Raw genomic sequence first — 26,140 nt, 5'->3', positions numbered from 1 at the left:
CGGTGAGAGATTCGGGGTCATAGCCGGGGACCTCGGTGCCGCGTCGGATGAGGAAGTCCCCCGCAAGCCCGTGAAGGTGACACGAGCTGCCACGGTAAGGGCGGTGGCGTTTCCGGCGCAGCCGGAGGACTGCCGCCAGAGCTGCGCGGGGAGGGGCCCGCCGAAGAGCATGACGGCGCGACGAACGACAGGGCTCGCCGGTGACGGCTCACAGGACCGGCCCTTCCCCCGTGGTGGCGGAACGCCTTCCTCCCTGCAAGCGAGGCCCTCGACCGCTCTCACTGCACGGGCGCGCCCCGGCCGCACGGCCGCGTCAGGACGTCTGGGGCTGGACCACCGCGGACTGGGGGCGGATGGGGAGGCGGTTGACGGGGCGGCCGGTGGCGGCGCGGACCGCCGAGGCGATGGCCGCCGGGGAGGTGACCACCGGTACCGCGCTCGCCGCCTTCGCGCCGAACGGGGCCACCACGTCCCGCTCCTCGACCAGCTTCACGATGCGGATGTCGGGGGTGTCCAGCGCCGTCGGCAGGGCGTAGCCCGTCAGGTCCGGGTGGCGGACCAGGCCGCGCGGGGTGCGGAGGTTCTCGGTGAGTGCCGCGCCCAGGCCCTGGGTGACGCCGGCCTCGATGCGGGTGGCCAGCTGGGCCGGGTTCAGGATCCTGCCCACGTCCTGCGCGACGGCCAGCTCCACGACCCGTACGGAGCCCAGCTCCACGTCCACGTCGACCACCGCGCGGATCGCGCAGAACGCCAGGCCCACGAACGCGTCGCCCTGCCCGGCCTCGTCCAGCGGCTCCGTCGGGTGGGGGCGGCACTGTGCCGTCGCCCACAGCTCCTTGCCCTCCAGCGCCTCCGCCACCGTCGTGGACAGGACGCCGTCGTACGAGCTGATCCTGCCCTCCTGGATCTGGAGCAGCTCCGTCGACATGCCGAACTTGTGCGCCAGCGGCTGGAGCAGCTGTGTGCGGACCATCTTCGCCGCGCGCTCCACCGCGCCGCCCGACACCCACGTGTGGCGGCCGTGCGCCGTCGGGCCCGCCGGCGGCTGGTCCGTGTCCACGGGCGCCACCCGCACGTCCTCCACGCCCAGGACCTCCTGGACGATCTGGCGCGCCAGCGTCGAGAAGCCCTGGCCGGTCTCCACGGCGGCGCACAGCACCGTCGCCGCGCCGCCTTCGACCTTCACCGTCGCCGTCGACACCTCGTCCGTGCCCTCGGCGCCCAGCATGTGCACCATGCCCAGCGCGTAGCCGACGCCCCGCCGCACCGCGCCCGGCTCCCCCGCGCCCTCCGGGCCGCCCGGCAGCAGCCAGTCGTCCTCCGAGGCGTCCACCGGCAGCGGCGGCAGCGGGTACTCCCGTACGGCCTCCAGCAGTTCGGCGACCGGTGCCGGGCACGTCACCGTCTGGCCCGTCGGCAGCAGGTCGCCGGTCGCGAGGACGTTGCGCATGCGCAGTTCGGCCGGGTCCAGGCCCAGCTTCGCCGCCAGCTTGTCCATCTGGCCCTCGTACGCGGCGCACACCTGCATCGCGCCCTCGCCGCGCACGTGCCCGGCGGGCGGGTTGTTGGTGCGGACGACCCAGCCCTCGACGAAGGCGTGCGGGACGACGTACGGGCCGCAGGCGAAGGAGACGGCCGCCGCCAGGGAGTCGGAGGAGGCGTCGGCGTACGCACCGCCGTCGAGGAGGATCTGCGCCTCCACCTTCACCAGGCGGCCCTCCCCGTCCGCGTGGTGGCGGTAGCGCAGCAGCGTCGGATGGCGGTGGGCGTGCCCGAGGAACGACTCCTCGCGGGTCGCGGCGAGCTTCACCGGCGCGCCCGTCCGCAGGGCCAGCAGGCCGAGCGGGATCTGGAAGCCGGGGTCCTCCCGGTCGCCCATCGCGCCGGGCACTCCCGTCACGACGATCCTCACCTGCTCCGGCGGCAGGCCGAAGCACGCGGCGGCCAGGTCGCGGTCGGTGTGCGGGTCGGTGGACGCCGTGTAGATCTCGACGCCGCCGTCCGGGCGCGGCACCGCGAGACCGGCCTCCGCGCCGATGGGCGCCGGGTCCTGGCGGCCGATGCGGTACAGGCCCTCGACGATCACCTCGCCGGTGACGTCGGGGTCGCCGAAGCGGAGCGGGATGTGGCGGATCAGGTTGCCGTCGGGGTGCAGCGGCGGGGCGGAGAACGCCTGCTCCGGGTCGGTGACCGGCTCCAGCACCTCGTAGTCGACGATGATCGCCGCCGCCGCGAGCCTGGCCGCGTCCGGGTGGTCCGCGGCCACGGCCGCGATGGCCTCGCCGTGGTGGCGGACCACGTCGGCCGCGAAGACGGGGCGGTCGGCGACGGTCCGGCCGTACGCCGCGTCCCCCGGCACGTCCGCGTGGGTCACCACGGCCCGCACACCGGGCATCGCCGCGGCGGCGGACGTGTCGATCGACCGGATGCGCGCGTGCGCGTGCGGGGAACGGAGGATCGCCGCCCACAGGAGGCCCTCGGCCCACAGGTCGGCGGCGTAGGGGAAGGTGCCCTGCGCCTTGGCGGGGGCGTCGGCCGACGGCAGCGACGCGCCGAGCCCGCGGACGGGCCGCTCCTGCTCCTGCGCCTGCCGGGGGACGTCGACCGCCGGGATGGCGGTGGCCGCGTCGTTGCTCACGCCGTGCCTCCGTCGTGCGGGTGGGGGACCTGGTGCGGGATGCGGACCTCGGGGTTCTGCCGGTCGGCCGCGCCTCCGGTCGCTCCCGGCCTTCCGGCGGCGCGTTCCGCGACGACTTCCCGTACGGCTCTGAGGGCGCCCTGGTAGCCGGTGCAGCGGCACAGGTTGCCGGACAGCGCCCGCCGGGCCTCCACGTCGCTGGGCGCGTGGTTGCCCTCCAGCAGGTCGTGCACGGTCATCGCCATGCCGGGGATGCAGAAGCCGCACTGGACCGCGCCGCAGCGGGTGAGGGCGCGCTGTACGTCGGAGGGCGCTCCGCCGGCGGCCAGGCCCTCGACGGTACGGACCTCGCTGCCCGCGGCGGTCGCGGCGGGCACCAGGCAGGAGGCGACGAGGCGGCCGTCGACCTGGACGTTGCACGCGCCGCACTCGCCCTGCGAGCAGCCGTCCTTGGCACCGGCCAGGCCGAGGCGCTCGCGCAGCACGTACAGCAGCGACTCGCCGATCCACGCGTCGGTGACGGGGCGATCGGCGCCGTTGACACGCAGGACGTACGAGACGTGCGGGTGCTCGCCGCTCCCCTCCCGGTCGGGAGAGGGCTGGTCGGAGGAGGGCCGGTCGTCCGGCGCGGGCCGGTCGTCCGGCGCGGGCCGGCCCGGCGCCCCGTCCGCCGGCGCGTGGTCGGCCGGCGCCCCGTCCGTCGGCGCGTGGTCGGGTGCCGCCTGGGCGGTGGTGTCGGGGACCGCGGTGTGGTCGCTGACCGCGGCGTGGTCGGCGTCGGCCGGGGCCGCGTCCCGTTCGGGGGACGGCTCGGCGGGGGACGGCTCGGCGGCGGGGAGGCCGTCGACGACCGCTCCGGCCGCCGGGGCGCCGACCGCGTGGTCGGTGCCGGTCTCGCCGGCCCGCGCGCGGGCCGCCTCTGCGGGGCCGTCGCCCCGGTCGTCCGGCGCGGCGGAGGGCTCGTACGGGGCCGCGGGCTCGGCCGGTGCCTCGGCCTGCGGGGCGGACTGCGGTCGCGGGGCGGGCCGTTCCGGGGCGAAACCCGGCTGCGGGGCGACCGCCCAGGGCGCGGGGGCACCGCCCGGCAGTGTCGCGGGGGCGCTGCTGCCGTCCGCCCAGGCGGGTCCCGACGCGGGCGCGGCGCTCTCCGGGGCCGGTGCGGCCGCCTCGTGCGGGTGTGCGGGACCGGGCGCGGACGCGGTCCCGGGGGCGTACCCGGACCCGTGGGCGGGCGTGTCGTGCGCGGGCGTGCCGTGGACCGGCGCGTACCCGTGCTCGGGTCCGCCGCCGTACGCCGGCGCGTACCCGGGCGCGGTGCCGAACTGCCGGGCGCCCATCCGGTACTCGCCCGACTCCTCGGGCAGCTCCCCCTGCGCGACCGGGATCGTCCACTGGCCCGTCAGGTCGGCGGGGCCCGGGGCGGGCGGGTGCGCGGCCTCCGGGGCGGACGTGAAGTTCCACTGCGCGGTGGCGTGCGGGTCGGCGATGTGCGGCGGTACGTAGCCGTGGCCGGGCGCCTCCAGCGGGACGCCGTCCCGGGCGATGTCGGGCGGGAGGTGGACGAACGCCGTGGCGTCGCCGTCGTACTCCCCCTGCGGCGTCGGCTGCCAGCCGCCGCCGTCCCGCGCGCGCTCCTCGTTGCCGGACTCGTCGGTGGTCACGACAGCGCCCTCCCCAGTGCTCGTCGGGCCAGCACGGACACCGTGCGGCGCAGTTGCAGTACGGCGGGCGGCAGCGGAGGCGGCTCCTCGGCGGCCGGCGGCCGGTCCGGGACGCAGGCCGCCGCGACGTACTCGCCGAACGCCACGAGGGCCTCCGGCGCCAGCCCCCGCTCGCCGTCCCAGTCGACGAGCGAGGCGATCCAGTGCTCGGCCTCCAGCGGACGCAGCGGCATCGGCGCGATCGCCCCGACCGCGCAGCGCACCGCCCGCCGCGCCGGGTCCAGGACGACGGCGACGGAGGCGAGGGCGCGGCCCGGGCCGGTCCGCCCGGTGGCCTTGAGGAACACCTGCGGGGCGTGCAGCAGCGGCACCCGGACGAAGGCGACCAGTTCGCCCGGTTCGAGCATCGCGCGGCCGGCGAGCAGGTGCGAGACGGGGACCTCGCGGCCGCCGGACGGGCCGGCGACGACGAGGTCGGCCTCCAGGGCGGCCAGGACGGGCAGCGAGTCGCCGGTCGGCGCGGCGGTGACGACGTTGCCGCCGAGGGTGCCCGCGTTGCGGATCTGCGGCGGGCCCGCGGCGCGCGCGGCGGCGGCGAGCGCGGGGATGAGGGCGGCGAAGTCGGGGCGCCCCATGCGGGCGTGGGTGAGGCCGGCGCCGAGGAGGGCGTGACCGTCCTGGTACTGCCACCCGCGCAGTTCGTTGATGCGGCCGAGGCCGACCAGGCCGGCGGGGCGCAGCCGGCCCTTGTTGACCGCGGCCATCAGGTCCGTGCCGCCGGCGACGGGCACGGCGGCGGGCATGGCGGCGAGTGCCGCCACGGCCTCGTCGAGCGAGGCCGGCAGCGTGACGGAGTGCGCCGTCCTCGGTGCGTGCGTGGTCAACCCAGCTGCCCCTTCCCGGTGTCCCGGCTGTCCCGCCTGTGTTGCCGTACCGTACGTGCTCACAGCCCGGACGTGGAAACTGTGGCACATCTTCGGGGACGGGTGACGCGAGGGCCCGCGGGGGGTGGATCCGCCCGCGGCCGCCCACGCCCCTCAGGCCGGGCGAATGGTCCGCTTTGCAAACCTTTGTCGGCGGAGGAACCTCGGGCGCGCGCCGGGGCGCCCGGCACGGCGGAGTCACACGTTCGGGGCGTTCCCGGCCCACCGGGCGACGGGCGCGCGGGGCCGGGCGACGGGCGCGCCGGGACCGGGCGGGCGGCACGGGGCGGGAGTGCGGCACCGGACGAGACGGGGGTGCGGCGCGGCACGGGACGGGGGTGCGGCGGAGGCCCCCGGCCGGGCGCTCGGCCCCGCGGACCGGCCCGTGCCAGGCACGGCGGGCACGGGGCGTGCGGCGCCCGGGGGCCTCCCCGCGGAGGGACCGTGAGGCCCGGGGGGCCTACTTCTTGTCCTTGCCGCCCTTGTCCTTGTCGCCGCCCGCGCCCATGGAGTCGTAGATCTCCTTGCACATCGGGCAGACCGGGTACTTCTTGGGATCGCGGCCGGGGACCCAGACCTTGCCGCACAGGGCGACGACGGGAGTGCCGTCGAGGGCACTCGCCATGATCTTGTCCTTCTGGACGTAATGGGCGTAGCGCTCGTGGTCTCCGTCGCCGTGCGACACCTGCGGCGTCGGCTCTACGAGGGTCCCCGTACCTGCCCCGCGCTCGGGCTCGAGAGTGCTCATAACCGCCAAGGGTACTCACCCGGGGCGGCTTCAGTTCAGGCTCGGGTCGTCCGGGTACGTCGCGATCATGGCGAGTTCGCTGCGCTGCCGCCGCAGCACGGCCCGCCACAGGCTCTCGGGCCGCGGGGACGACACGTCGCCGGGTTCGGACTCGACGACGAACCAGGCCCCGTCGCCCAGTTCCTCCTCCAGCTGGCCGGGCCCCCAGCCGGCGTACCCGGCGAAGATCCGCAGGCTGCCGAGGGCGGGGCCGAGCAGCTCGGGCGGGGCCTCCAGGTCGACCAGGCCGATCGCGCCGTGCACCCGGCGCCAGCCGAGGGGTCCCTCGTCCCCGGGGATCACGGCGAGGCCGAGCGCGGCGTCGAGGGAGACGGGCCCGCCCTGGAAGACCACGCCGGGCTCGCCGGCGAGCGGCGCCCAGGACTCCAGGATGGAGCCCACGTCGACCGGTGTGGGCCGGTTGAGGACCACGCCGAGGGAGCCCTCGTCGTCGTGGTCGAGCAGCAGCACCACCGCGCGGTCGAAGTTCGGGTCGGCCAGCGCGGGGGTGGCGACGAGCAGCCGGCCCGCGAGCGAGGACACCTCCGTCATGGACACATGATCCCGCATCTTCGGCCCGTACGGGGACGGACGCGGAGCGATCCGGCCGTCTCCCGGCACACGGCGGGGGCCGGCGCGCCGGACACGCTCCGTACGCGCCCCGGCACGGAGACGCGTCGTCACCCGGGGCGACGACACGTCCGCCCGGGCCCCGGTCCGGTTGCGCCGCGCCCCCGCCGCCCCGCCGACTTACGGTGCACGGGCGAAAGCCCTTTACGCTTTTGTCTGGCCCCTGCCCGACCACATCCGGAACGCGAGATACATGACCGGCACAGACGATGTACTGCTTGTCCACGGCGGCACTCCGCTGGAGGGCGAGATCCGCGTCCGCGGCGCGAAGAACCTCGTGCCCAAAGCGATGGTCGCCGCACTGCTCGGCAGCGGGCCCAGCCGGCTGCGCAACGTGCCGGACATCCGCGACGTGCGCGTGGTCCGCGGGCTGCTCCAGCTCCACGGCGTGACCGTCCGGCCCGGCGACGAGCCGGGCGAGCTGGTGATGGACCCGACGTCCGTCGAGTCCGCGAACGTCGCCGACATCGACGCCCACGCGGGCTCCTCGCGCATCCCGATCCTGTTCTGCGGTCCGCTGCTGCACCGGCTCGGGCACGCGTTCATCCCCGGGCTGGGCGGCTGCGACATCGGCGGACGGCCGATCGACTTCCACTTCGAGGTGCTCCGGCAGTTCGGCGCGAGGATCGAGAAGCGCGCCGACGGCCAGTACCTGGAGGCGCCGCGGCGGCTGCGCGGCACGAAGATACGGCTGCCGTACCCGTCGGTGGGCGCGACCGAGCAGGTGCTGCTGACGGCCGTGCTGGCGGAGGGTGTGACGGAACTCTCCAACGCGGCGGTCGAGCCCGAGATCGAGGACCTCATCTGCGTCCTGCAGAAGATGGGCGCCATCATCGCGATGGACACCGACCGGACGATCCGGATCACCGGCGTCGACGAGCTGGGCGGCTACGCCCACCGCGCGCTCCCGGACCGTCTGGAGGCGGCGTCCTGGGCCTCGGCGGCGCTGGCCACCGAGGGCAACATCTCCGTGCGCGGCGCGCAGCAGCGCTCGATGATGACCTTCCTCAACACGTACCGGAAGGTGGGCGGCGCCTTCGAGATCGACGACGAGGGCATCCGCTTCTGGCACCCGGGCGGCTCGCTGAACGCGATAGCGCTGGAGACGGACGTGCACCCGGGCTTCCAGACCGACTGGCAGCAGCCGCTGGTGGTCGCCCTGACGCAGGCCGCGGGCCTGTCGATCGTCCACGAGACGGTGTACGAGTCGCGGCTCGGCTTCACGTCGGCGCTGAACCAGATGGGCGCGCACATCCAGCTGTACCGGGAGTGCCTGGGCGGCTCCGACTGCCGTTTCGGCCAGCGGAACTTCCTGCACTCCGCGGTCGTGTCGGGCCCGACGAAGCTCCAGGGCGCCGACCTGGTCATCCCCGACCTGCGCGGCGGCTTCTCGTACCTGATCGCCGCCCTGGCCGCGCAGGGCACGTCGCGCGTCCACGGCATCGAGCTGATCAACCGCGGCTACGAGAACTTCATGCAGAAGCTGGTGGAGCTGGGCGCGAAGGTCGAGCTCCCGGGCGCCGGGACCGTCTGACGGCGGACCCGCCGGGCGGGGAACCGCCCGGCGGGTCCGTCCCGGCGCGCGACGGGGCTCCGACGGAGCGCCGGCTTGCGTTCGCGTACGACGGCGGCCGCCCCGTGGTGGACGGGGGCCGCCGCCGTGCGCGGGGTGCGCGGGGCTCCGGGCGGGCCGGGCGCGGGCAGGGGGAGGGCGGTCACCCGACCCGACGGGTGACCGCCCTCCTCACACGTCTGCGGGGGCCTACTTGCCCTTGGCGGCTTCCTTGAGCTTCGAGCCCGCGGAGACCTTCACGCTGTAACCGGCCGGGATCTCGATCGGCTCACCGGTCTGGGGGTTGCGAGCGGTGCGAGCGGCACGGCGGGTGCGCTCGAAGGTCAGGAAACCGGGGATGGTGACCTTCTCGTCGCCCTTGGCGACGACCTCGCCGACGGTCTCGGCGAGCGCGGCCAGCACGGCGTCGGCGTCCTTTCGGGTCACCTCGGCGCGGTCGGCCAGGGCGGCCACCAGCTCACTGCGGTTCATGTTGTTACTCCCGTGTTCTTCTTGCCTGTGAGGCGTGAGATCGAAGCCGATGCTGCCAGGGCCCTAGGGGCTGTCTCTTGTTGTGATCAAGCACGGGGATGGGTGCCGGTCCGGTAGGACTGTGGTGTGACGCGTGCGCAACTCACGGACCAAGAGTGGGAGTTCATCGGGCCGTTCCTGCCGGTCGGCAGGTTCGGCCCGTACCCCGAGCGGCTGCGTGAGCAGTTCGAAGGGGTGATCTGGCGGTTCCGGACCGGCAGCCAGTGGAGGGAGATGCCCGAGCGGTTCGGCGCCTGGCAGACCGTCTACAACCGCTTCATGCGATGGCGGGACGCGGGCGTCTTCCAGGCCCTGCTGGACGAAGCGATCGCCGAAGCCGCCCGCAGGGACGAGATCGACATGTCCCTGGTCAGCGTGGACTCCACCACCACGCGGGCCCATCACGACGCCGCCGGCATGCGGGTCAGCGAACAGACCCTGTCCGCACTCGAGGAGGCGGCCGTGCAAAAGGGGGAGCGTCGAAGGGACAAGACGGGCAGGACAGCGAAAGCGATCCGGTCCGCGCCGAACGCCAACGCATCCGCTTACGACGGCGGGCCCGGCTGAAGGCCGCCCTCCTCGGGCGGTCCCGCGGCGGGCTGACCAGCAAGATTCACCTGGCCGCCGACCGGCGCTGCCGGCCGATGGCCCTCCTTCTGACCGCCGGGCAGGCTGGCGACAGCCCCCACTTCATCCCGGTGCTGAGCAAGGTGCGGGTCCGTCTGCCCGTCGGCCGTCCCCGCACCCGGCCCGCCGCCGTGGCCGGTGATAAGGCCTACTCCTCCCGCGCCAACCGAGCCCACCTGCGCAAACGCCGCATCAAGGCGGTCATCCCGGAGAAGAAGGACCAGGCCGCCAACCGCAGGAAGAAAGGCAGCCGGGGCGGCAGGCCCGTCACCCACAATGCCGATCTCTACCGCGACCGCAACACGGTCGAGCGGGCCATCAACAGGATGAAGGACTGGCGCGGCATCGCGACCCGCTACGACAAGACACCCGAGAGCTACCTCGCCGGACTCCATCTCCGCGCAGCGACCATCTGGATCAGCAGCCTCCTGAAAGCCCAATGATCACAACTGGAGACAGTCCCAGGACAGTGCTCGGACCCGGGTCTGCCGTCAGACCCTCGCGCCCGAATACGCATCCTGCCCCCACCAGCGGCGGGAAAGCCAATCCGGCACCCTCCGGCATCACACGGAAAGCGCCACGGCCCCGTCCCGGTGGGGTCCGGCCGACCGCGCGCCGGCCGCGCGAAGACGTCCCGGAGCCGAAGCGCAACCCTAAGGGCGGGGGCGGAGGCCCACGGTCCGCGACGCGCCGGGCGGCCGCGCGACCGTGCGTGCCGTCACGCTCGGTGAGGGGCGTCAGAGGGGCTTCGCGTCCGCCGCCGCGGCCTTCGCGGCATTGCGTACGGCACCGGCCACGGCGCCCGCGACCTTGTCGTTGAAGACCGACGGGATGATGTAGTTCGGGTTCAGCTCCCCGTCGGTGACGACGTCCGCCAGGGCGGTCGCCGCCGCGAGCATCATGTCGGTGTTGACCGTACGGGACTGGGCGTCCAGCAGTCCGCGGAACACGCCGGGGAAGACCAGGACGTTGTTGATCTGGTTGGGGAAGTCCGACCGGCCGGTGGCCACGACGGCGGCGGTCCGGCGGGCGACGGCCGGGTCGACCTCGGGGTCCGGGTTCGCGAGCGCGAACACGACGGCGTCGTCGGCCATGGCGGCCACGTCGTCGCCGTCGAGGAGGTTCGGGGCGGACACCCCGATGAAGACGTCCGCGCCGCGCACGGCCTCCTTGAGCGTGCCGGTGACGCCCTCGGGGTTGGTGTTGTCGGCGATCCAGCGCAGCGGGGACTGCGGCGCGGCGTCCACCAGGTCCTCGCGGCCGGCGTGGACGACGCCGTGGATGTCGGCGACGACCGCGTGCTTGACGCCCGCCGCGATGAGCAGCTTCAGGATGGCCGTGCCGGCGGCGCCGGCGCCCGACATGACGACGCGGACGTCCCCGACGGCCTTGCCGACGACGCGCAGGGCGTTGGTCAGGGCGGCCAGGACGACGATCGCGGTGCCGTGCTGGTCGTCGTGGAAGACCGGGATGTCGAGGGCTTCCCGCAGCCGCGCCTCGATCTCGAAGCAGCGGGGCGCGGAGATGTCCTCCAGGTTGATGCCGGCGAAGCCGGGCGCGATGGCCTTGACGATTTCGACGATGGCGTCGGAGTCCTGCGTGTCGAGGCAGATCGGCCAGGCGTCGATGCCGGCGAACCGCTTGAACAGCGCAGCCTTGCCCTCCATGACGGGCAGCGCGGCCTTCGGGCCGATGTTGCCGAGGCCGAGCACGGCGGAGCCGTCCGTGACGACGGCGACGGAGTTGCGCTTGATGGTGAGGCGGCGGGCGTCCTCGGGGTTCTCGGCGATGGCCATGCACACGCGGGCGACGCCGGGTGTGTAGACCATGGACAGGTCGTCGCGGTTGCGGATGGGGTGCTTCGACGCCATCTCGATCTTGCCGCCGAGGTGCATCAGGAACGTGCGGTCCGAGACCTTGCCGAGGACGACGCCCTCGATGTCGCGCAGCTTGCCGACGATCTCGTCGGCGTGGGTGGTCGAGGTGGCCGCGATGGTCACGTCGATCCGCAGCTTCTCGTGGCCGGACGCGGTCACGTCCAGGCCGGTGACGGAGCCGCCGGAGGACTCCACGGCCGTGGTGAGCTGGGAGACCGCCGTTCCGCTCGCGGGCACCTCCAGCCGGACCGTCATCGAGTACGAGACGCTGGGCGCCGTTGCCATGGCCGGGTTCCTCTGCTTTCCCTGGTTTCGCTGCCGTACCGCGCGGAACGGGCCGCACGAGCCTTCCGATGGTCGCACCTACTCGCGGGTAGCAGGTAATACGGTCGTTTTGTTCTCGGGAGCCGCTCTCCCGCCCCGCGGGCAGGGCCGGCGCCCGGAGGCCGGCGGCCAAAAGGAGGCGGGTCCGCGTCATCGCCCCGGATGACGCGGACCCGCCTGCACGTTCGGCGACACCGGCCCGCCATGCTCGCCTCGCGGCAAGTGGTCGCTCGCGGCGACTAAGGTTGGGCCCGGGGGCTTGGATCGAGCCGGTGCCACCACCAGGCTAACAAACCCGCCGGGATCCGGTCGCGGTTCAGTCGCGCAGCAGGTCCGGGACCCCCGCGGCGTCCGGTTCGTCGCGCCGCCCGGCGACGACCGTCAGCTGCTGCGTGGCACGGGTCAGCGCCACGTACAGCACCCGCAGGCCCGCCGGGGACTCGTCGGCGATCTCGGCCGGGGAGACGACCACGGTCGCGTCGTACTCCAGGCCCTTCGCCTCCAGGCTGCCCAGCGCCACCACGCGGTCGCCCAGGCCCGCGAGCCAGCCCGCCGCCTGCTCCCGCCGGCCCATGGCGACGACGCCCACGGTGCCGTCCACGCGTTCCAGCAGGCGGCGCGCCTCGTCCCGCACGACCGCCGCGAGGTCCCCGTCGCCCACGGCGGTGAAGCGGGGCTCCACGCCCGTGGAGCGCACCGCGCGCGGCGACTCGGCGCCGGGCATGGCCAGGGCCAGGACCCCGGCGGCCAGTTCGGCGATCTCGGCGGGGTTGCGGTAGTTCACCGTGAGGGTGAAGCGGCGGCGCGGCCGGGTGCCCAGCGCCTCGTCCCGGGCCTCCGCGGCCTCGTCCGGGTCCGACCAGGACGACTGGGCCGGGTCCCCGACGACCGTCCAGGTGGCGTGCCGGCCGCGGCGGCCGACCATGCGCCACTGCATGGGCGTCAGGTCCTGCGCCTCGTCGACGATGACGTGCGCGTACTCGGTGCGCTCCCGCTCCAGCCGCTCGGCCCGCTCGCGCTGCGACTCCTCGCGGACGGGCATCAGCTCCTCCAGGCCGGTGAGCTGGTCCAGCGGGTCCGGCTCCCGTCTGCGGCGCGGTCCGGCGGGGGCGCCGAGCAGCGTCTGCAGCTCGTCCAGGAGCGCCACGTCGTGCACCGAGTACGCGTCGCGGCGCAGCGAGCGGGCGAGGCGGCGCACCTCGCCCGGGTTGAGGACGCGGCGCGACCAGCGGCCCAGGCGCCGCTCGTCGGCCATCGCGGCGAGCACGCCCCGCGGGGTCAGCTCGGGCCACCAGGCGTCGAGGAACGCGGTGAAGGAGTCCTCCGAGGCGACGTCCTCGTCGAAGGAGGACCGCAACTCGGCGGCGAGCTCCGGATCGGTCTGGCGGGCGGCGGCGCCCGTCTTCGCGTACAGGGCGTCGAGGATCAGGCGCCGGGCGCGGGGGCGGAGCAGGTTGACGGGCGCGGTGCCGCCGAGCGCCGCGTGACGGATCCGCCGCAGCTCCTCCGCCTCCAGCTCGACGCGGCGGCCGAAGGCGACGACGCGCAGCCGGTCGGGGGCGCCGCCCCGCTCCAGGGCGCCCCGGGCGGCCCTGCGCAGCACCTTCGGCATCCGGGAGGAGCCCTTGACGCGGGCGACGGACGGGTCGTCGTACGCGGTGGCCTCGACGCCGTCGACGAGGCTGCCGACGGCGCGGACGGCGACCTGGCCCTCCTCCCCCAGCGACGGCAGGACGCCCTCGGTGTAGGCGACGAGCAGCGGGGTCGGCGACACGACGAGGATGCCCCCGGCGTACCGGCGGCGGTCCTGGTAGAGCAGGTACGCGGCGCGGTGGAGGGCGACGGCGGTCTTGCCGGTGCCGGGGCCGCCCTCGACGTACGTGACGGACGCGGCGGGCGCGCGGATGACGAGGTCCTGCTCGGCCTGGATGGACGACACGATGTCGCGCATCGTGTGGCCGCGGGCCCGGCCGAGTGCGGCCATGAGGGCGCCGTCGCCGACGGCGGGCAGCTCCGCGCCGTCGAGCGTGGCGGTCAGCTCGGGGCGCATCAGGTCGTCCTCGACGCCGAGGACGCGGCGCCCCTTGGAGCGGATGACGCGGCGGCGCACGACGCGGCCCGGCTCCACGGGGGTGGCCCGGTAGAACGGCGCGGCGGCGGGCGCGCGCCAGTCGATGACGAGCGGGCTGTAGTCGGCGTCGAGTACGCCGAGGCGGCCGATGTGGAGGGTCTCGGCGATCTCGGCGGTGCCGTCCGGCCGTACGGCGTCGTCGGCGGGCTCCACGGAGGTGTACGCCCCGTCGGGGCCCTTCTCGCCGTCCTTGCCGCGCAGGAGGTCGACACGGCCGAAGAGGAAGTCCTCGAACTCGCTGTTGAGGCGGTTGAGGTGCACGCCGGCGCGGAACACCTGCGCGTCCCGCTCGGCGAGCGCGCCGGGCGTGCCGACCTGGCCGCGCTGGGCGGCGTCGTGCATGAGGAACTCCGCCTCGTGGATCTTCTCCTCGAGCCGGAGGTACACCCGGTCCAGGTGCTCCTGCTCCACCGCGACCTCACGGTCCCGGACCGTGTCGACCACACGGTCGGCTTCCTGCGCGGCCACCGCGGCCCCCTTCTGACGTGCGTTGGGCAGCCGTCGAGCGTACGCCACGTTCCGGCCCCCTGTCAGTCGGGCCGCCCCCGCGGCCTCCCGCGGGCGGGGCACGGGGCGCGGGCCCCGGCCGCACCGCGCGGGAGGCCGGGCCCGAAGGCGGGGCCGTACCCGGTGGGCGAACCGGGGGCGCCGGCGGGGGCGGGCGGTTGCCGGGGCTATGGTGCCGCGCCCGGCTCCGGGGCGCGCATCAGGGCGGCGTCCGGTTCCGGGAGCCACGCCCCCCGCGGCACGGTGAGCCAGTCCTCCTCGGCGGCCAGTCGGGCGGCGGCGAGGCGCAACGCGTCCAGGCCCGGGTGCTCCAGCCCCCTGCGCCACACGAGTGCCACCGGCGACAGGGGGACGGGGTCCACGAGCGGGCGCAGGACCGTGTCCGCCATGGGCGGGAAGTCGACCACGGCCAGGACCGGCGTACGGCTCCCGGCCATGACGCGGCGGAACTCCTCCACCCCGACCGCGAGGGGCGCGGGCGGGGCGACGCGGAGACCGCGCCCGGCGAAGAGCAGCGCGGCCAGGTCGGTCCACTCGCGGGTGCGCGGGTTCCCCGCCCCGGCGTACAGGGCCTGCCCGGCCAGCGCGGCCAGCGGCACCTCGGCGCGGTCGGCGAGCGGGTGGTCGGCGGGCAGGACCACGGCCATCGGCTCGTACCGCACGGGCTGCCAGGCGAGCCGGGCGCGGACCGCCGGGTCGAGGCCGGCGACCCGGCCGAAGGAGGCGTCGAGGCGGCCGGCGAGGATCTCGGCGGCGGCGCCGGTCAGTCCGCTCTCGAAGCGGGCCATCAGTTCGCAGTCGGACGCCAGCGCGCGGGCGCGGTCCAGGACGCGGCCGCCGCTCAGGCCCGGCGAGTTGAGGTCCACCAGGAGGGGGCGCGGCCCGGCACCGGAGAGGGCGCCGGCCAGGTCGTCGTACGCGGCGAGGACCGCCCGCGCGTACGGGAGGAGCCGCTCGCCGTCGGCGGTGAGGGCGACCTGCCGGGTGGTGCGGACGAACAGCTCGGTGCCGAGCCGTCGCTCCAGGCGCCGGATGTCGCGGCTGAGGGCCTGCTGGGCGACGTACAGGCGGGCGGCGGCGCGGGTGAAGTGCAGCTCTTCGGCCACGGCGGCGAAGGCGCGCAGGAGCCGGGGTTCGATGTCGGTGGCCACGTCCGAACTTACAACACGGGCGCGTCGATCCGCCCCGAACAGGTGTTGGACCGGCGTCGGGTCGGGCGGTGAGGGTGGGGGCGTGACCCCGCACCCGACGACGCCGGCGTCCGGGCCGCCCGCGGCTCCCGCCGGCCCCGGACCCGTGCCCGAACCCGCCTTCGCCCCCACCACCCCCACCGAACCCGGACCCGCCTCCGCGCCCACCGCCGCGGGACCCGGGCCGGTCGTCGGCGGCCCCGTCCCGGCGCCCCGTCCCCGCACCCCGTACGCCCGGCTCTTCACCGCGCCCGGTACGCGCGCGTTCACCGCCGGCAGCGTGATCGCACGCGTCCCCATGGGCATGTTCACCGTCAGCGCGGTCATCATGATCGCCGGGTCGCGCGGCTCGTACGCCCTGGCCGGCGCCGTCACCGCGACCGGCCTCGCCGCGACGGCGGTCGTGGCGCCGTTCACCGCGCGGCTGATCGACCGGTACGGGCAGGCACGCGTCGCCGTCCCCGCCACGGTGCTCGCCGCCCTCGGTTCGCTCGCCCTGCTGCTGTGCGTCCGCCACGACGCGCCGGACTGGACGCTGTTCGCCTCGTACGCCGCGACCGCGACGACCCCCAGTACCGGCGGCATGTCCCGCGCCCGCTGGGCCCGCCTGTACCGCGCCGACCCGCGCGCGGCACACGCCGCGAACGCCTTCGAGCAGGCCGTGGACGAACTGTGCTTCATGACCGGCCCGGTGCTCGCCGCGTTCCTGTGCGCGGCCCTGTTCCCGGAGGCGGGCACCCTGGTCGGCGCGGTCCTGCTCCTCGCCGGAACGCTGCTGTTCACTGCGGAGCGCACGACGGAGCCGCCGGTCGCGCCGCGCGCGGCCGGACGGCGGGCGCGCCCCCGCTCCGCGCGCCGGGGATGCCCGCGCTGCTGGCGGTGTTCCTGGCGACGGGCGCGGTCTTCGGGTCGATGGAGATCGTGACGCTGGCGTTCGTGGACGGACCGGAGGCCGGGCCGCTCATGGCGCTGCAGGCGTTCGGGTCCTTCCTGACCGGCCTCGCGTACGGGTCGGCGCGTCCCGCCGCGGACGTGCGGCGGCGGCTGCTGGTGTGCCTGGCGGCGATGGCGGCCCCGATGTCGCTGCCGCTGCTGGCGGCGTCCGTCACGGATTCGCTGCCCGCCCTGGCGGGAGCGCTGCTGCTGGCGGGGACGGCGACGGCGCCGACGATGGTGACGGCCATGTCGCTGGTGCAGCGGCTGACCCCCGCCGGACGGCTGAACGAGGGCATGTCCCTGGCCGTGACGGCCCTGCTGGGCGGAATCTCGGCGGGCGCGGCGGCGGGCGGCTGGCTCGTGGAGCGGGCGGGCGCGGGCACCGGGTACGCCGTGCCGGTGGCGGCGGGGGCCGCGGCGCTGGGCCTGGCGGCGGGCGTCCGGGGCAGGGCTCCCGTATGCTCCGCGGCATGCTGACGGTGGAGCGGCTGCGGGCCGACCACGCGCCCGCCCTGCCGGCCTTCGAGCGGGAGAACCGCGCCTACTTCGCCCGGTCGGTGTCCGACCGGGGAGATGCGTACTTCGCGGAGTTCGCCGACCGGCACCGCGCGCTGCTGGCCGAGCAGGAGGCGGGGCTCGTCCACCTCCACGTCGTCCTGGACGAGGAGGGCGGGCTGGTCGGGCGCGTCAACCTGGTCTGCGACGGGCCGAACGCCCCGGAACTCGGCTACCGGATCGCGCGGCGGGCGACGGGCCGCGGCGTGGCGACGGCGGCGGTCGCGGAGGTGTGCCGGCTGGCCGCCGAGGCGTACGGCCTGGTGGAGCTGTGGGCGGTCACGACCCCGGACAACGCCGCCTCGCGCAGGGTCCTGGAGCGCAACGCCTTCAGGCGGGTGGGCGAGCAGCCGATCCGGACCGGCCGGCCGGGCCTGCTCCATCACCGCGCCCTCCTCTGAGGCCGGCGTCCCGGCCGCGCGGACGCCGCCGGGACGCCGTCCGGGCCGCGGCCCGCGCGGGCATGACGAAGGCCCGGCCGCCTGGTGGCTGCCGGGCCCTCACCCACATGGGAAAGTGGAGATGGCGGGAATCGAACCCGCGTCCAACGGTGCGGAACCAGGGCTTCTCCGTGTGCAGTCCGCTTCGCTTTTCTCGGCCCCGGAGATCACGCGGACAAGTCTCCGACGGGCTCAGTCACTGTGTGGTTTCCCTCTACGCCCCGTGACCGGGCCTAGAGGTCGAGTTCCCTAGCTGATGCCAGGATCCGGGTCGGGAACAGCCCCGGGCTGACACTTCGCGAGTCGCTACTCAGGCAGCGAGGGCGAAGGAATCGCGCTTGGTGTTGGCGATTATTGGTTTCGGCCTGTGGTTTACGAGATCATGGCCGCTTCCTCGACACGCTTCCCCTGCTTCGACAGCCGCTGTCGAAACCGATCATCCCCATGTTGTTTTTTCAAGCCCCCGAGGGGGCGCGCCCCCTCGCAGGGGGCAGATGCCATCGTACGGGATCAACGCGGGACGGTGCCAGCGTATTTCCCCGGTCGTGTGATCCGCCTCACCTCCCTCACGCCCGCTGGCGGCGGCGGATCGCCGACATGGTCCGCTCGGCCTCGCGCCGGTCCTGCTTCTCGCGCAGCGTCTGCCGCTTGTCGTACTCCTTCTTGCCCCGCGCCAGCGCGACCTCGACCTTGGCCCGGCCGTCCTTGAAGTACAGCGAGAGCGGCACGATCGTGTGCCCCGTCTCCTGCGACTTCGACTCCAGCTTGTCGATCTCCGCGCGGTGCAGCAGCAGCTTCCGCTTCCGCCGGGCGGTGTGGTTGGTCCAGGTGCCCTGGCTGTACTCCGGTACGTGGACGTTGTGCAGCCACGCCTCGTGCCCGTCGATCTGCACGAATCCGTCCACCAGCGAGGCGCGCCCCTGGCGCAGCGACTTCACCTCGGTGCCGGTCAGGACCAGACCGCACTCGTAGGTGTCCAGGATGTGGTAGTCGTGCCGCGCCTTCTTGTTCTGCGCGATCAGCTTGCGCCCTTTTTCCTTAGCCATAGTGCGGCCATTTTCGCACTACGCGCCCGTCCCGAGGCCACTCAATACCGTACGGGCCCGCTCCTCGGCGCGGGTGGGCGCCGGGACGTCCGGGGTGATGCCGCGCCCGTCGACCCGCGTGCCCGCCGGGGTGCGGTAGTGGCCGACGGTCAGCTCGGCGACCGAACCGCCGGGGAGGCCGCTGGGCATCTGCACGGAGCCCTTGCCGAAGGTGCGGGTCCCCACGGTGACGGCCCGCCCCCGGTCCTTGAGCGCCCCGGTCAGCAGTTCGGCGGCGCTCGTGGTGCCGCCGTCGATCAGTGCGACGAGGGGTCTCTCGGTGTCACCACCCGGTTCGGCGTACAGGGCGCGCTCCTCGCCGTGCACGTCGTACGTGGCGACGAGCCCCCCGTCGAGGAACGCGGACGCGGCGACGACCGCCTCGGCGACCAGACCGCCGCCGTTGCCCCGCAGGTCCAGCAGCACCCCGGCGCCGTCGGGGGCCCGGTCCACTGCCCTGCGCACCTGGTCGCCGCTGCCCCGGGTGAAGGCGCTGATCCGGATCAGCACCGCGTCGCCGACCCGCCGCACGGTGACCGCCTCGACGGCGAGCCGGGCGCGGCGCAGCGTCAGCGTCCACGCGCGCGCGCCCCGCTGGACGCCGAGGACGACCGCGGAACCGGCCTTCGCGCGCGCGCCCCCCCGTCCGCGGCGTCACCGCGCAGCAGGGCGACCACCTCGGCGGCGGCGCACCCCCGCACGGACCGGCCGTCGACCGTGCGGAGCCGGTCGCCGGGCCGCAGCCCCGCCCGCTCCGCGGGCCCGCCGCGCTGCACGCGGGCCACCTCGACGTGCCCGTCGGCGGTGCGGCGCGCCCACAGGCCGACGCCGGTGTACGCCCCGTCGAGGGCGCGCCGTAAGTCCTCGTACTCGCTCCGGTCGTAGACGGCGCCCCACCGGTCGCCGCTGCGGCTGACGACCTCCTCGGCGGCCTGCGCGACGGGCTTGCCGTCCGCGGCGGCCTCGGCGGCGGCGCGGACCACCTGCTCCCGCACCGCGCCCGCCCGGGAGAAGGGGGTGGCCGGCGGGCCGCTGCGGGCCGCCCCCGGCGGGGTGCCCTCGCGCGGCAGGGAGTCGGTGACTGCGGCCGTCGCGAGGACGGTCGCGAACAGGACGGTCAAGGCGGCCCCCCGTCCGATGCGGCGGGGCCGGAGCGAGGACTCTGGACCCGGCAGCGACATGACGCCCACTCTAGGACAAGCGGGAGGCGCCGCACGGGGGTCGCCCGTGCGGCGCCGGAGGGGTACTTGTCACACCTTCAGGTACTTGCGCAGCGCGACGGCGGCCGCCAGCGACGGCATCAGCAGGCCCAGGACGAGGACGAGGGGGAGCACCGAGAACACCGCGTCCCAGCCGATGAACTGGATCAGCGGCATCTGCTCCGCCAGCGACAGGCCCTCGTCGATCAGGAAGTACCGCCCCACGAGCAGCAGTACGCAGGCGACCAGGCCGCCCAGCAGGCCGGCGAAGGCGGCCTCCATGATGAACGGCATCTGGATGTAGAAGCTGGACGCGCCGACCAGCCGCATGATGCCGGTCTCGCGGCGGCGGCTGAACGCCGAGACGCGCACCGTGTTGACGATCAGCATCAGCGCGATCAGCAGCATCAGGCCCATGACGACGAGGGCGGCGACGTTCATGCCGCGCATCATGTTGAACAGGGTCTCCAGGAGGCCGCGCTGGTCCTGCACCGAGTGGACGCCGGACCGGCCGGAGAAGGCGGTGGCGACGACCTCGTACTTCTCCGGGTTCTTCAGCTTGACCCGGAACGACTCCTGCATCTGGTCGGGCGTGATGACGCTGGCGATGGCCGTGTCGCCGTACTGCTCCCGGTAGTGCCGGTACGCCTCCTCCGCCGTCTCGTGGTGGACGGCCTCCACGATGTCGAGCTTCTTGAGGTCCGTCTCGATCTGCTCCTTCTGCTGGGCGGTCACGGCGCCCTTGGAGCAGGTCTCGGCCGTCTCCGCGTCGTTCTTGTTGCAGAGGTAGATGGTGACGTTGACCTTGTCGTACCAGAAGTCCTTCATCGCGTTGACCTGCTGACCCATGAGCACCGCGCCGCCGAACAGCGCCAGCGACAGGGCCACGGAGACGATGACCGCGAAGGTCATCGTGAGATTGCGACGGAGGCCGACACCGATCTCCGAGAGTACGAACTGGGCGCGCATCGCGTGCGTAGAGCCTTTCCTTGCCGTGCCTGAAGCCTGCCACTGCCCGCCGGCCGGTCAGTGCTGGTAGCCGTAGACGCCGCGGGCCTGGTCGCGGACGAGACGGCCCTTCTCCAGCTCGATGACGCGCTTGCGCATCTGGTCGACGATGTTCTGGTCGTGCGTCGCCATGACGACGGTGGTGCCCGTGCGGTTGATCTTGTCGAGGAGCTTCATGATGCCCACCGACGTCTGCGGGTCGAGGTTTCCGGTCGGCTCGTCGGCGATCAGCAGCATCGGCCGGTTGACGAACGCGCGCGCGATGGCCACGCGCTGCTGCTCGCCGCCGGACAGCTCGCCCGGCATCCGGTCCTCCTTGCCCGCGAGACCGACCAGGCCGAGGACCTGCGGTACGGACTTGCGGATCTCCCCCGGGGACTTGCCGATGACCTCCTGCGCGAAGGCCACGTTCTGCGCGACCGTCTTGTTCGGCAGCAGTCGGAAGTCCTGGAACACCGTGCCCAGCTGGCGGCGCATGTGGGGCACCTTCCAGTTGGACAGCCGGGCGAGGTCCTTGCCGAGGACGTGCACCGTGCCCGTGCTGGCGCGCTCCTCGCGCAGGAGCAGCCGCAGGAAGGTGGACTTCCCGGAGCCGGAGGACCCCACCAGGAAGACGAACTCGCCCTTCTCGATCTCCAGGGAGACGTCCCTGAGCGCGGGCTGGTTCTGCTTCGGGTAGGACTTGGAGACGTTGTCGAATCGGATCACGGATGCACCCACGGTCGGCCGGGAGGAGTAGGTGAGCGTGACCATACGCGAACCGGGATGTCCCGTGCAGACACCGGACGGGCTTGTCCGAGTTGTCCGTGTTGTGGGGCTGTGGTAAGCGGTTCCGCCGGTCCGGATCCGGCGGGACGCGCCTAAACTCGTGAGACCTGGCACAGTGGGGAAGGGGAACGGACGCGTTTCCCTGAGCGTTGTGCGGAGAGAACCGGATGGACGACCGCGGTCCGGCGGCTCCGCCGCGCGGGAGGAGGAGAGCGCATGACCTATGACCGATTGGTGTGCGCCAGCTGTGCCGCCCCCGTGAGCGAGGGCCGCTGCCCCGTCTGCCGGGCGAACCGCGAACGCATGCAGCAGAGCCCCTGGGGTGCCCTGAGCCCGTCGGCGCTGCTGGCGCTGTTCCTTCTCCTGGTGGCGACGGCGGCGGCGCTGGTCGTGGCGCACCAGCCCGCGTAGCGGCCGACCACCGGGGCCGAGGGCCGTACGCGGGGAAGGGCCCGGACACCGTGGGTGTCCGGGCCCTTCCGTATGCCCGGTCACCCGGGCGGGGGTGTCGCTCAGGCGACGGTGCGGCCGCCGACCATGCGCGGCAGCAGGCGGAAGCCGATGCCGCCGGCGATCATCGTCGCGGCGCCGATGAGGAGGAACGAGGTCTCGGCGGCGCCGGTCTCCGCCAGCTCCTCCTTGGCCTCGCCCTGCTGCACCGGCTGCGAGCCGACGTTGTTGGTGTCGGGGTTGTTGGTGTCGGCGCACTCGACGCCGTCGGGGGTCACGGTGCAGGGGTCGGTGTCGCCGCCGGTCGCGCTGCCGCCGGTGGAGGCGGTGCCACCGGTGGAGGCGGGCTCCTCACCACCCGTGGTGCCGGTCGTACCCGTGGTACCGGTCGTACCCGTGGTACCGGTCGACCCGCCGGTGGAGGCGGTGCCGCCAGTGGAGGCGGTGCCACCGGTAGAAGCGGTGCCACCGTTGGAGGCGGTGCCACCGGTAGAAGCGGTGCCACCGTTGGTGTTGGCACCACCGGTAGAGGAGTCACCACCGTTGGAGTTGCCGCCGCCGTTGGAGTTGGCACCACCGGTAGAGGAGTCACCACCGTTGGAGTTGCCGCCACCGTTGGAGTTGGCGCCGCCGTTGGAGTTGGCACCACCGGTAGAGGAGTCACCACCGTTGGAGTTGGCACCACCGTTGGAGTTGGCACCACCGGTAGAGGAGTCACCACCGTTGGAGTTGGCACCACCGGTAGAGGAGTCACCACCGTTGGAGTTGGCACCACCGGTAGAGGAGTCACCACCGTTGGAGTTGGCACCACCGGTAGAGGAGTCACCACCGCCGATGGACACGCCACCGCCGATGGACACGCCACCGTTGACGGACGTGCCACCGTTGACGGATGCGCCACCGTTGACGGACGTGCCACCGCTGGAGGAGTCACCGCCGCCGTTGCAGGCGGGGTCGAGCGGGGAGCACGCCCCGTTGAGGCCGAGGTCGATGCCGGTCGCCTGAGCGGCTCCGGCCGCGGTCAGGGACGCACCCGCGGCGATCACCGCACCAGCGGCTATCCGCGCGACCCTGACCCGCATCTTCTTGGTCATAAAGCTGCTACCCCCAGTAGCTGTTCTCGTCTAGTGGAGCAGCGCACCGGGGCCGGGACAGGAGGGCCGCGACGTCACCCGACCGGCCCCGTTCACACGCGCCCCAGGTTCCGCGCATGCCGCGCCCCAGACTTTCGGCTTTTCAAGGGGCCGTCAAGGGCGTTATAAAGCAGAAGGGTTGAGTGATTCGGTTTTGCCCGCTATGCGGGCATGCATCTGTGACGTAAACGCGAAGTCCCTGGCAGGCACGGCGATTACCTTGTCGACAAAGCCACCGGTGAACTGCGCGGCCTCGCAGGGGGCGGCGGTCCGCCCGGTCTCCCCGTGGTCCGGACGGGACGCCGGACGGGGCGGCTCGCCCCGTCGGCGCCGCCCGGTCCCGGGCCGGATCGCCGCAGAGCACCCGGGCGCCGGTCGCCACCCCGCCGTCCGGAACGAGGCGCCCGCAGGGTTCCGGTTCGGTCCCCTTGAGGCGTGACGGGGCCGCCCGGTCGGCCCGGGGCCGGCCTCCCGTCGGCGAGTCCGGTGCCCCGGACGCGGAAACCGTACGGGAGGTCCCCTCCGGGAACCGGCTCCTCCTCGGGGAGCCGTCCTCGCGGCGCGCACCGGGAGCGGTCTCCCGCCGGCGTCCGCGTGCAGCGGCGCCGCACCCCTGACGGGGGTGCGGCGCCGGTCGTGCAGCGGGACGGGGCGGGCCCGTTTACTTCTCCTGCTCCTGCTCCTGCTGCTTGCGCCAGCGGATGCCCGCCTCCAGGAAGGCGTCGATCTCGCCGTCGAGGACGGCCTGCGGGTTGCCGACCTCGTGCTCCGTGCGCAGGTCCTTGACCATCTGGTACGGGTGCAGGACGTAGGAGCGCATCTGGTTGCCCCAGGAGCTGCCGCCGTCGCCCTTGAGGGCGTCCATCTTGGCGCGCTCCTCCTGGCGTCGGCGCTCCAGGAGGCGGGCCTGGAGGACGCGCATCGCGGACGCCTTGTTCTGGATCTGCGACTTCTCGTTCTGGCAGGAGACGACCACGCCCGTCGGGATGTGCGTGATGCGGACCGCGGAGTCCGTGGTGTTGACGGACTGGCCGCCGGGGCCGGAGGACCGGTACACGTCGATGCGGAGCTCGTTCTCCGGGATCTCGATGGAGTCGGTCTGCTCGACGACCGGCAGCACCTCGACGCCCGCGAAGGACGTCTGGCGGCGGCCCTGGTTGTCGAACGGGGAGATGCGGACCAGGCGGTGGGTGCCCTGCTCGACGGAGAGCGTGCCGTACGCGTAGGGGGCGTGGACGACGAACGTGGTCGACTTGATGCCCGCCTCCTCCGCGTACGACGTCTCGTAGATCTCGGTCTTGTAGTCGTGCCGCTCGGCCCAGCGGAGGTACATGCGCTGCAGGCGCTCGGCGAAGTCGGAGGCGTCGACGCCGCCGGCCTCGGCGCGGATGGTGACGAGGGCCTCGCGCTCGTCGTACTCGCCGGACAGAAGCGTGCGGACCTCCATCTCGTCGAGGGCCTTGCGGACCTCGGTGAGCTCCGCCTCGGCCTCGGCGAGGGCGTCCGGGTCGTCCTCGGCCTCGGCGAGCTCGAACAGCACCGCGAGGTCGTCGATCCGGCCGCGCAGGGTCTCCGCCTTGCGCACCTCGGCCTGGAGGTGGGACAGCCTGCTGGTGATCTTCTGTGCCGCCTCGGGGTCGTCCCACAGGGACGGCGCGGCCGCCTGCTCCTCGAGCACGGCGATGTCTGCCCTCATCTTGTCGAGGTCGAGGACCGCCTCGATGGACCCCATGGTCGAGGTGAGGGACTTCAGCTCTTCGGATACGTCGACGACTGCCACGGGTCCAGCGTAACGGCTGACCGCGGCGGTGCCCTCCCCCGAGGGCGGCGGATCGCTCCCCGTGGGGCGCCGCGTGCCTGCTCAGGGCCGGGTGGGGCCGGTGTCCGGAGCGGTCTCGGGGGCGGACTGCCGGAAGTCCCGGGGCGGCGCCTCCGCGTCGTCGCCGCCGACCGCGAGCCAGCCGCCGACGCCCGCCGCGGCGGCCAGGGCGGCGCCCGCGACGGAGAGCGCGAGACGGCGCCTGCGGACGGCGGACGGCTTGTTGCGGGCCGAACCGGGGCGGCGCTGACCGGACGCGCGGGGGCCCGGGCGGTGCCGAGGGGGCCGCCGGACAGCTCGTCCGGGCCGGGCACGCGCATCGACGTGTGGGTGTCGCGGCTGGAGTCGGCGGAGGAGCCGGGGACCAGCGGGACGGCGGCGCGGCGCGGGGCGCCGGGAAGCGTCGGGTACGGGTCGTCCTCGTACGGCTCCGGGGACGGCTCGGCGCCCGGCTCGTCCACGTCCAGGGGGGCATGTGGGCGACGAGCGGCGCCAGGTCGTGGAGGCGGGCGGCGAGCTCGGAGGCGCGCAGCCGGGACGCGGGCGCCTTGGCCAGGCACTGGACGATCAGCTGCCACAGCTCGTCGGGGATGCCGGGCAGCGGGACGACCGTCTCGGTGACGTGGCGGCGCAGCACGGCGCCCGGGTGCCCGCCGCCGAACGGGGTGAAGCCCGCCAGCAGCTCGTACAGGACGGTGGCGAGGGCGTAGATGTCGACGGCGGCGCGCGGCTGCAGGCCCTCGACGATCTCGGGGGCGAGGTAGTCGGGGGTGCCGATGATGCGGTTGGTGCGGGTGCGGCGCGGGGTGTCGATCAGCTTGGCCACGCCGAAGTCGGTGAGGAGGGCGGGGTGGGCGCCGCCCGGGCCGAGGGGGCCCTCCATGTCGAGCAGGATGTTCTCCGGCTTGACGTCCCGGTGGACGACCCCGGCGGCGTGTGCGGCGGCGAGGCCCTCGGCGACGTCCGCGACGACGGCGACGGCCGCGGCGGGCGCGAGGCGGCGCTCGCGGTCGAGGCGGCTGCGCAGGTCGGTGCCGCGGACGAGGTCCATGACCAGGGCCAGGTCGTTGCCGTCGACGACCAGGTCGCGCACGGCCACCACGTGCGGGTGCTCCAGCCCGAGCAGAGCGGTGCGCTCCCGAACGAAGCGGCCGACGAGTTCCTGGTCGGAGGCGAGGTCCTCGCGCAGCAGCTTGATGGCGACCGGGCCCTCCGGGCCCTCCCCGAGCCACACCGTGCCGGCACTGCCCCGCCCCAGAATCTGGTGAGCCGTGTACCGGCTGCCGATTTTCCGTGCCAAGACTGCTCCCTCAGCGGCTGGCGTTCTCGACCACGTTACGCGGATGCGGGCGCCGGTGGTCACGCGGGA

General features: G+C 74.2%; 17 protein-coding genes, 1 other RNA gene and 4 pseudogenes. 5 read left to right on the top strand and 17 right to left on the bottom strand.

The window, feature by feature from the left end; translation table 11 throughout:
* Positions 1–313: 313 nt before the first annotated feature.
* From LUW75_RS15935 to LUW75_RS15915, 5 genes are all read right to left on the bottom strand, one after another.
* Positions 314–2,638, bottom strand: a complete 2,325-nt coding sequence (locus LUW75_RS15935; protein WP_250336205.1) for a xanthine dehydrogenase family protein molybdopterin-binding subunit — start codon at positions 2,636–2,638, stop codon at positions 314–316.
* Positions 2,635–4,299 (bottom strand): 2Fe-2S iron-sulfur cluster-binding protein, encoded by a 1,665-nt coding sequence (locus LUW75_RS15930; protein WP_250336204.1) that lies wholly within the window; start codon positions 4,297–4,299, stop codon positions 2,635–2,637. Before LUW75_RS15930 ends, LUW75_RS15935 begins: the two co-directional genes overlap by 4 nt.
* The gene (locus LUW75_RS15925; RefSeq protein ID WP_250336203.1) at positions 4,296–5,183 is read right to left on the bottom strand and encodes an FAD binding domain-containing protein; all 888 of its coding nucleotides are present in this window, start codon (positions 5,181–5,183) and stop codon (positions 4,296–4,298) included. Before LUW75_RS15925 ends, LUW75_RS15930 begins: the two co-directional genes overlap by 4 nt.
* A gap of 499 nt (positions 5,184–5,682) precedes the next feature.
* Complete coding sequence (locus LUW75_RS15920; protein WP_010470163.1) at positions 5,683–5,970, bottom strand: DUF3039 domain-containing protein; 288 nt, start codon at positions 5,968–5,970, stop codon at positions 5,683–5,685.
* Between the two features lie 30 nt (positions 5,971–6,000).
* On the bottom strand, positions 6,001–6,561 hold the full coding sequence (locus LUW75_RS15915; protein ID WP_250336202.1) for a YqgE/AlgH family protein: 561 nt from the start codon (positions 6,559–6,561) through the stop codon (positions 6,001–6,003).
* 271 nt (positions 6,562–6,832) lie between these two features.
* Here LUW75_RS15915 and murA point away from each other — a divergent pair, with 271 nt between their 5' ends.
* Positions 6,833–8,173 carry a UDP-N-acetylglucosamine 1-carboxyvinyltransferase gene (gene murA, locus LUW75_RS15910; RefSeq protein WP_250336201.1) on the top strand — a complete coding sequence of 447 codons (1,341 nt, stop codon included), beginning with the start codon at positions 6,833–6,835 and terminating at the stop codon, positions 8,171–8,173.
* A gap of 228 nt (positions 8,174–8,401) precedes the next feature.
* Here the strand turns inward: murA and LUW75_RS15905 are convergent, their stop codons facing one another.
* Positions 8,402–8,683, bottom strand: a complete 282-nt coding sequence (locus tag LUW75_RS15905) for an HU family DNA-binding protein (protein WP_250336200.1) — start codon at positions 8,681–8,683, stop codon at positions 8,402–8,404.
* 126 nt (positions 8,684–8,809) lie between these two features.
* Here LUW75_RS15905 and LUW75_RS15900 point away from each other — a divergent pair.
* Positions 8,810–9,792: pseudogene (locus LUW75_RS15900) on the top strand (IS5 family transposase).
* A gap of 294 nt (positions 9,793–10,086) precedes the next feature.
* Here the strand turns inward: LUW75_RS15900 and LUW75_RS15895 are convergent.
* From LUW75_RS15895 to LUW75_RS15885, 3 genes are all read right to left on the bottom strand, one after another.
* Entirely contained in the window at positions 10,087–11,511 is a 1,425-nt protein-coding gene (locus tag LUW75_RS15895) for an NAD-dependent malic enzyme (protein ID WP_250336199.1), read from the bottom strand.
* A 355-nt stretch (positions 11,512–11,866) separates the two neighbouring features.
* Positions 11,867–14,149 (bottom strand): HelD family protein, encoded by a 2,283-nt coding sequence (locus tag LUW75_RS15890; RefSeq protein ID WP_250336198.1) that lies wholly within the window; start codon positions 14,147–14,149, stop codon positions 11,867–11,869.
* A gap of 206 nt (positions 14,150–14,355) precedes the next feature.
* On the bottom strand, positions 14,356–15,339 hold the full coding sequence (locus LUW75_RS15885; RefSeq protein WP_250336197.1) for a LysR family transcriptional regulator: 984 nt from the start codon (positions 15,337–15,339) through the stop codon (positions 14,356–14,358).
* A gap of 145 nt (positions 15,340–15,484) precedes the next feature.
* On the opposite strand from LUW75_RS15885, the pseudogene LUW75_RS15880 reads away from it, so the two are divergent.
* Together LUW75_RS15880 and LUW75_RS15875 are read left to right on the top strand one after the other, a co-directional pair.
* Positions 15,485–16,791 (top strand): annotated as a pseudogene (locus LUW75_RS15880) (MFS transporter).
* Positions 16,785–17,270 (top strand): GNAT family N-acetyltransferase, encoded by a 486-nt coding sequence (locus LUW75_RS15875; protein ID WP_250336196.1) that lies wholly within the window; start codon positions 16,785–16,787, stop codon positions 17,268–17,270. Before LUW75_RS15880 ends, LUW75_RS15875 begins: the two are co-directional and overlap by 7 nt.
* A gap of 113 nt (positions 17,271–17,383) precedes the next feature.
* On the opposite strand, the gene ssrA is transcribed toward LUW75_RS15875, so the two are convergent.
* From ssrA to ftsE, 5 genes and pseudogenes are all read right to left on the bottom strand, one after another.
* Positions 17,384–17,753, bottom strand: a transfer-messenger RNA (tmRNA) gene (gene ssrA / locus LUW75_RS15870).
* A 122-nt stretch (positions 17,754–17,875) separates the two neighbouring features.
* Positions 17,876–18,355: an SsrA-binding protein SmpB gene (gene smpB, locus LUW75_RS15865; protein WP_250336195.1), complete on the bottom strand. Its 480-nt coding sequence runs from the start codon at positions 18,353–18,355 to the stop codon at positions 17,876–17,878.
* Positions 18,356–18,373: 18 nt separating this feature from the next.
* Positions 18,374–19,569 (bottom strand): annotated as a pseudogene (locus LUW75_RS15860) (S41 family peptidase).
* 75 nt (positions 19,570–19,644) lie between these two features.
* Complete coding sequence (gene ftsX / locus LUW75_RS15855) at positions 19,645–20,562, bottom strand: permease-like cell division protein FtsX (RefSeq protein ID WP_250336194.1); 918 nt, start codon at positions 20,560–20,562, stop codon at positions 19,645–19,647.
* Between the two features lie 57 nt (positions 20,563–20,619).
* Positions 20,620–21,309: a cell division ATP-binding protein FtsE gene (ftsE, locus tag LUW75_RS15850; RefSeq protein ID WP_250336193.1), complete on the bottom strand. Its 690-nt coding sequence runs from the start codon at positions 21,307–21,309 to the stop codon at positions 20,620–20,622.
* A gap of 276 nt (positions 21,310–21,585) precedes the next feature.
* Between ftsE and LUW75_RS15845 the strand changes: the two genes are divergently transcribed.
* Complete coding sequence (locus tag LUW75_RS15845) at positions 21,586–21,780, top strand: hypothetical protein (protein WP_250336192.1); 195 nt, start codon at positions 21,586–21,588, stop codon at positions 21,778–21,780.
* 101 nt (positions 21,781–21,881) lie between these two features.
* Here the strand turns inward: LUW75_RS15845 and LUW75_RS15840 are convergent, their stop codons facing one another.
* The 3 genes and pseudogenes from LUW75_RS15840 to LUW75_RS15830 form a co-directional block, all read right to left on the bottom strand.
* On the bottom strand, positions 21,882–22,913 hold the full coding sequence (locus tag LUW75_RS15840; protein WP_250336191.1) for a hypothetical protein: 1,032 nt from the start codon (positions 22,911–22,913) through the stop codon (positions 21,882–21,884).
* A gap of 700 nt (positions 22,914–23,613) precedes the next feature.
* Positions 23,614–24,732, bottom strand: a complete 1,119-nt coding sequence (prfB, locus tag LUW75_RS15835) for a peptide chain release factor 2 (protein ID WP_250336190.1) — start codon at positions 24,730–24,732, stop codon at positions 23,614–23,616.
* 81 nt (positions 24,733–24,813) lie between these two features.
* Positions 24,814–26,071 (bottom strand): annotated as a pseudogene (locus LUW75_RS15830) (serine/threonine-protein kinase).
* Positions 26,072–26,140 lie beyond the last annotated feature (69 nt).

It is taken from the genome of Streptomyces sp. MRC013 (assembly GCF_023614235.1).
Lineage (GTDB): Bacteria > Actinomycetota > Actinomycetes > Streptomycetales > Streptomycetaceae > Streptomyces.
This window is presented reverse-complemented; position numbering and strand designations above follow the sequence as displayed.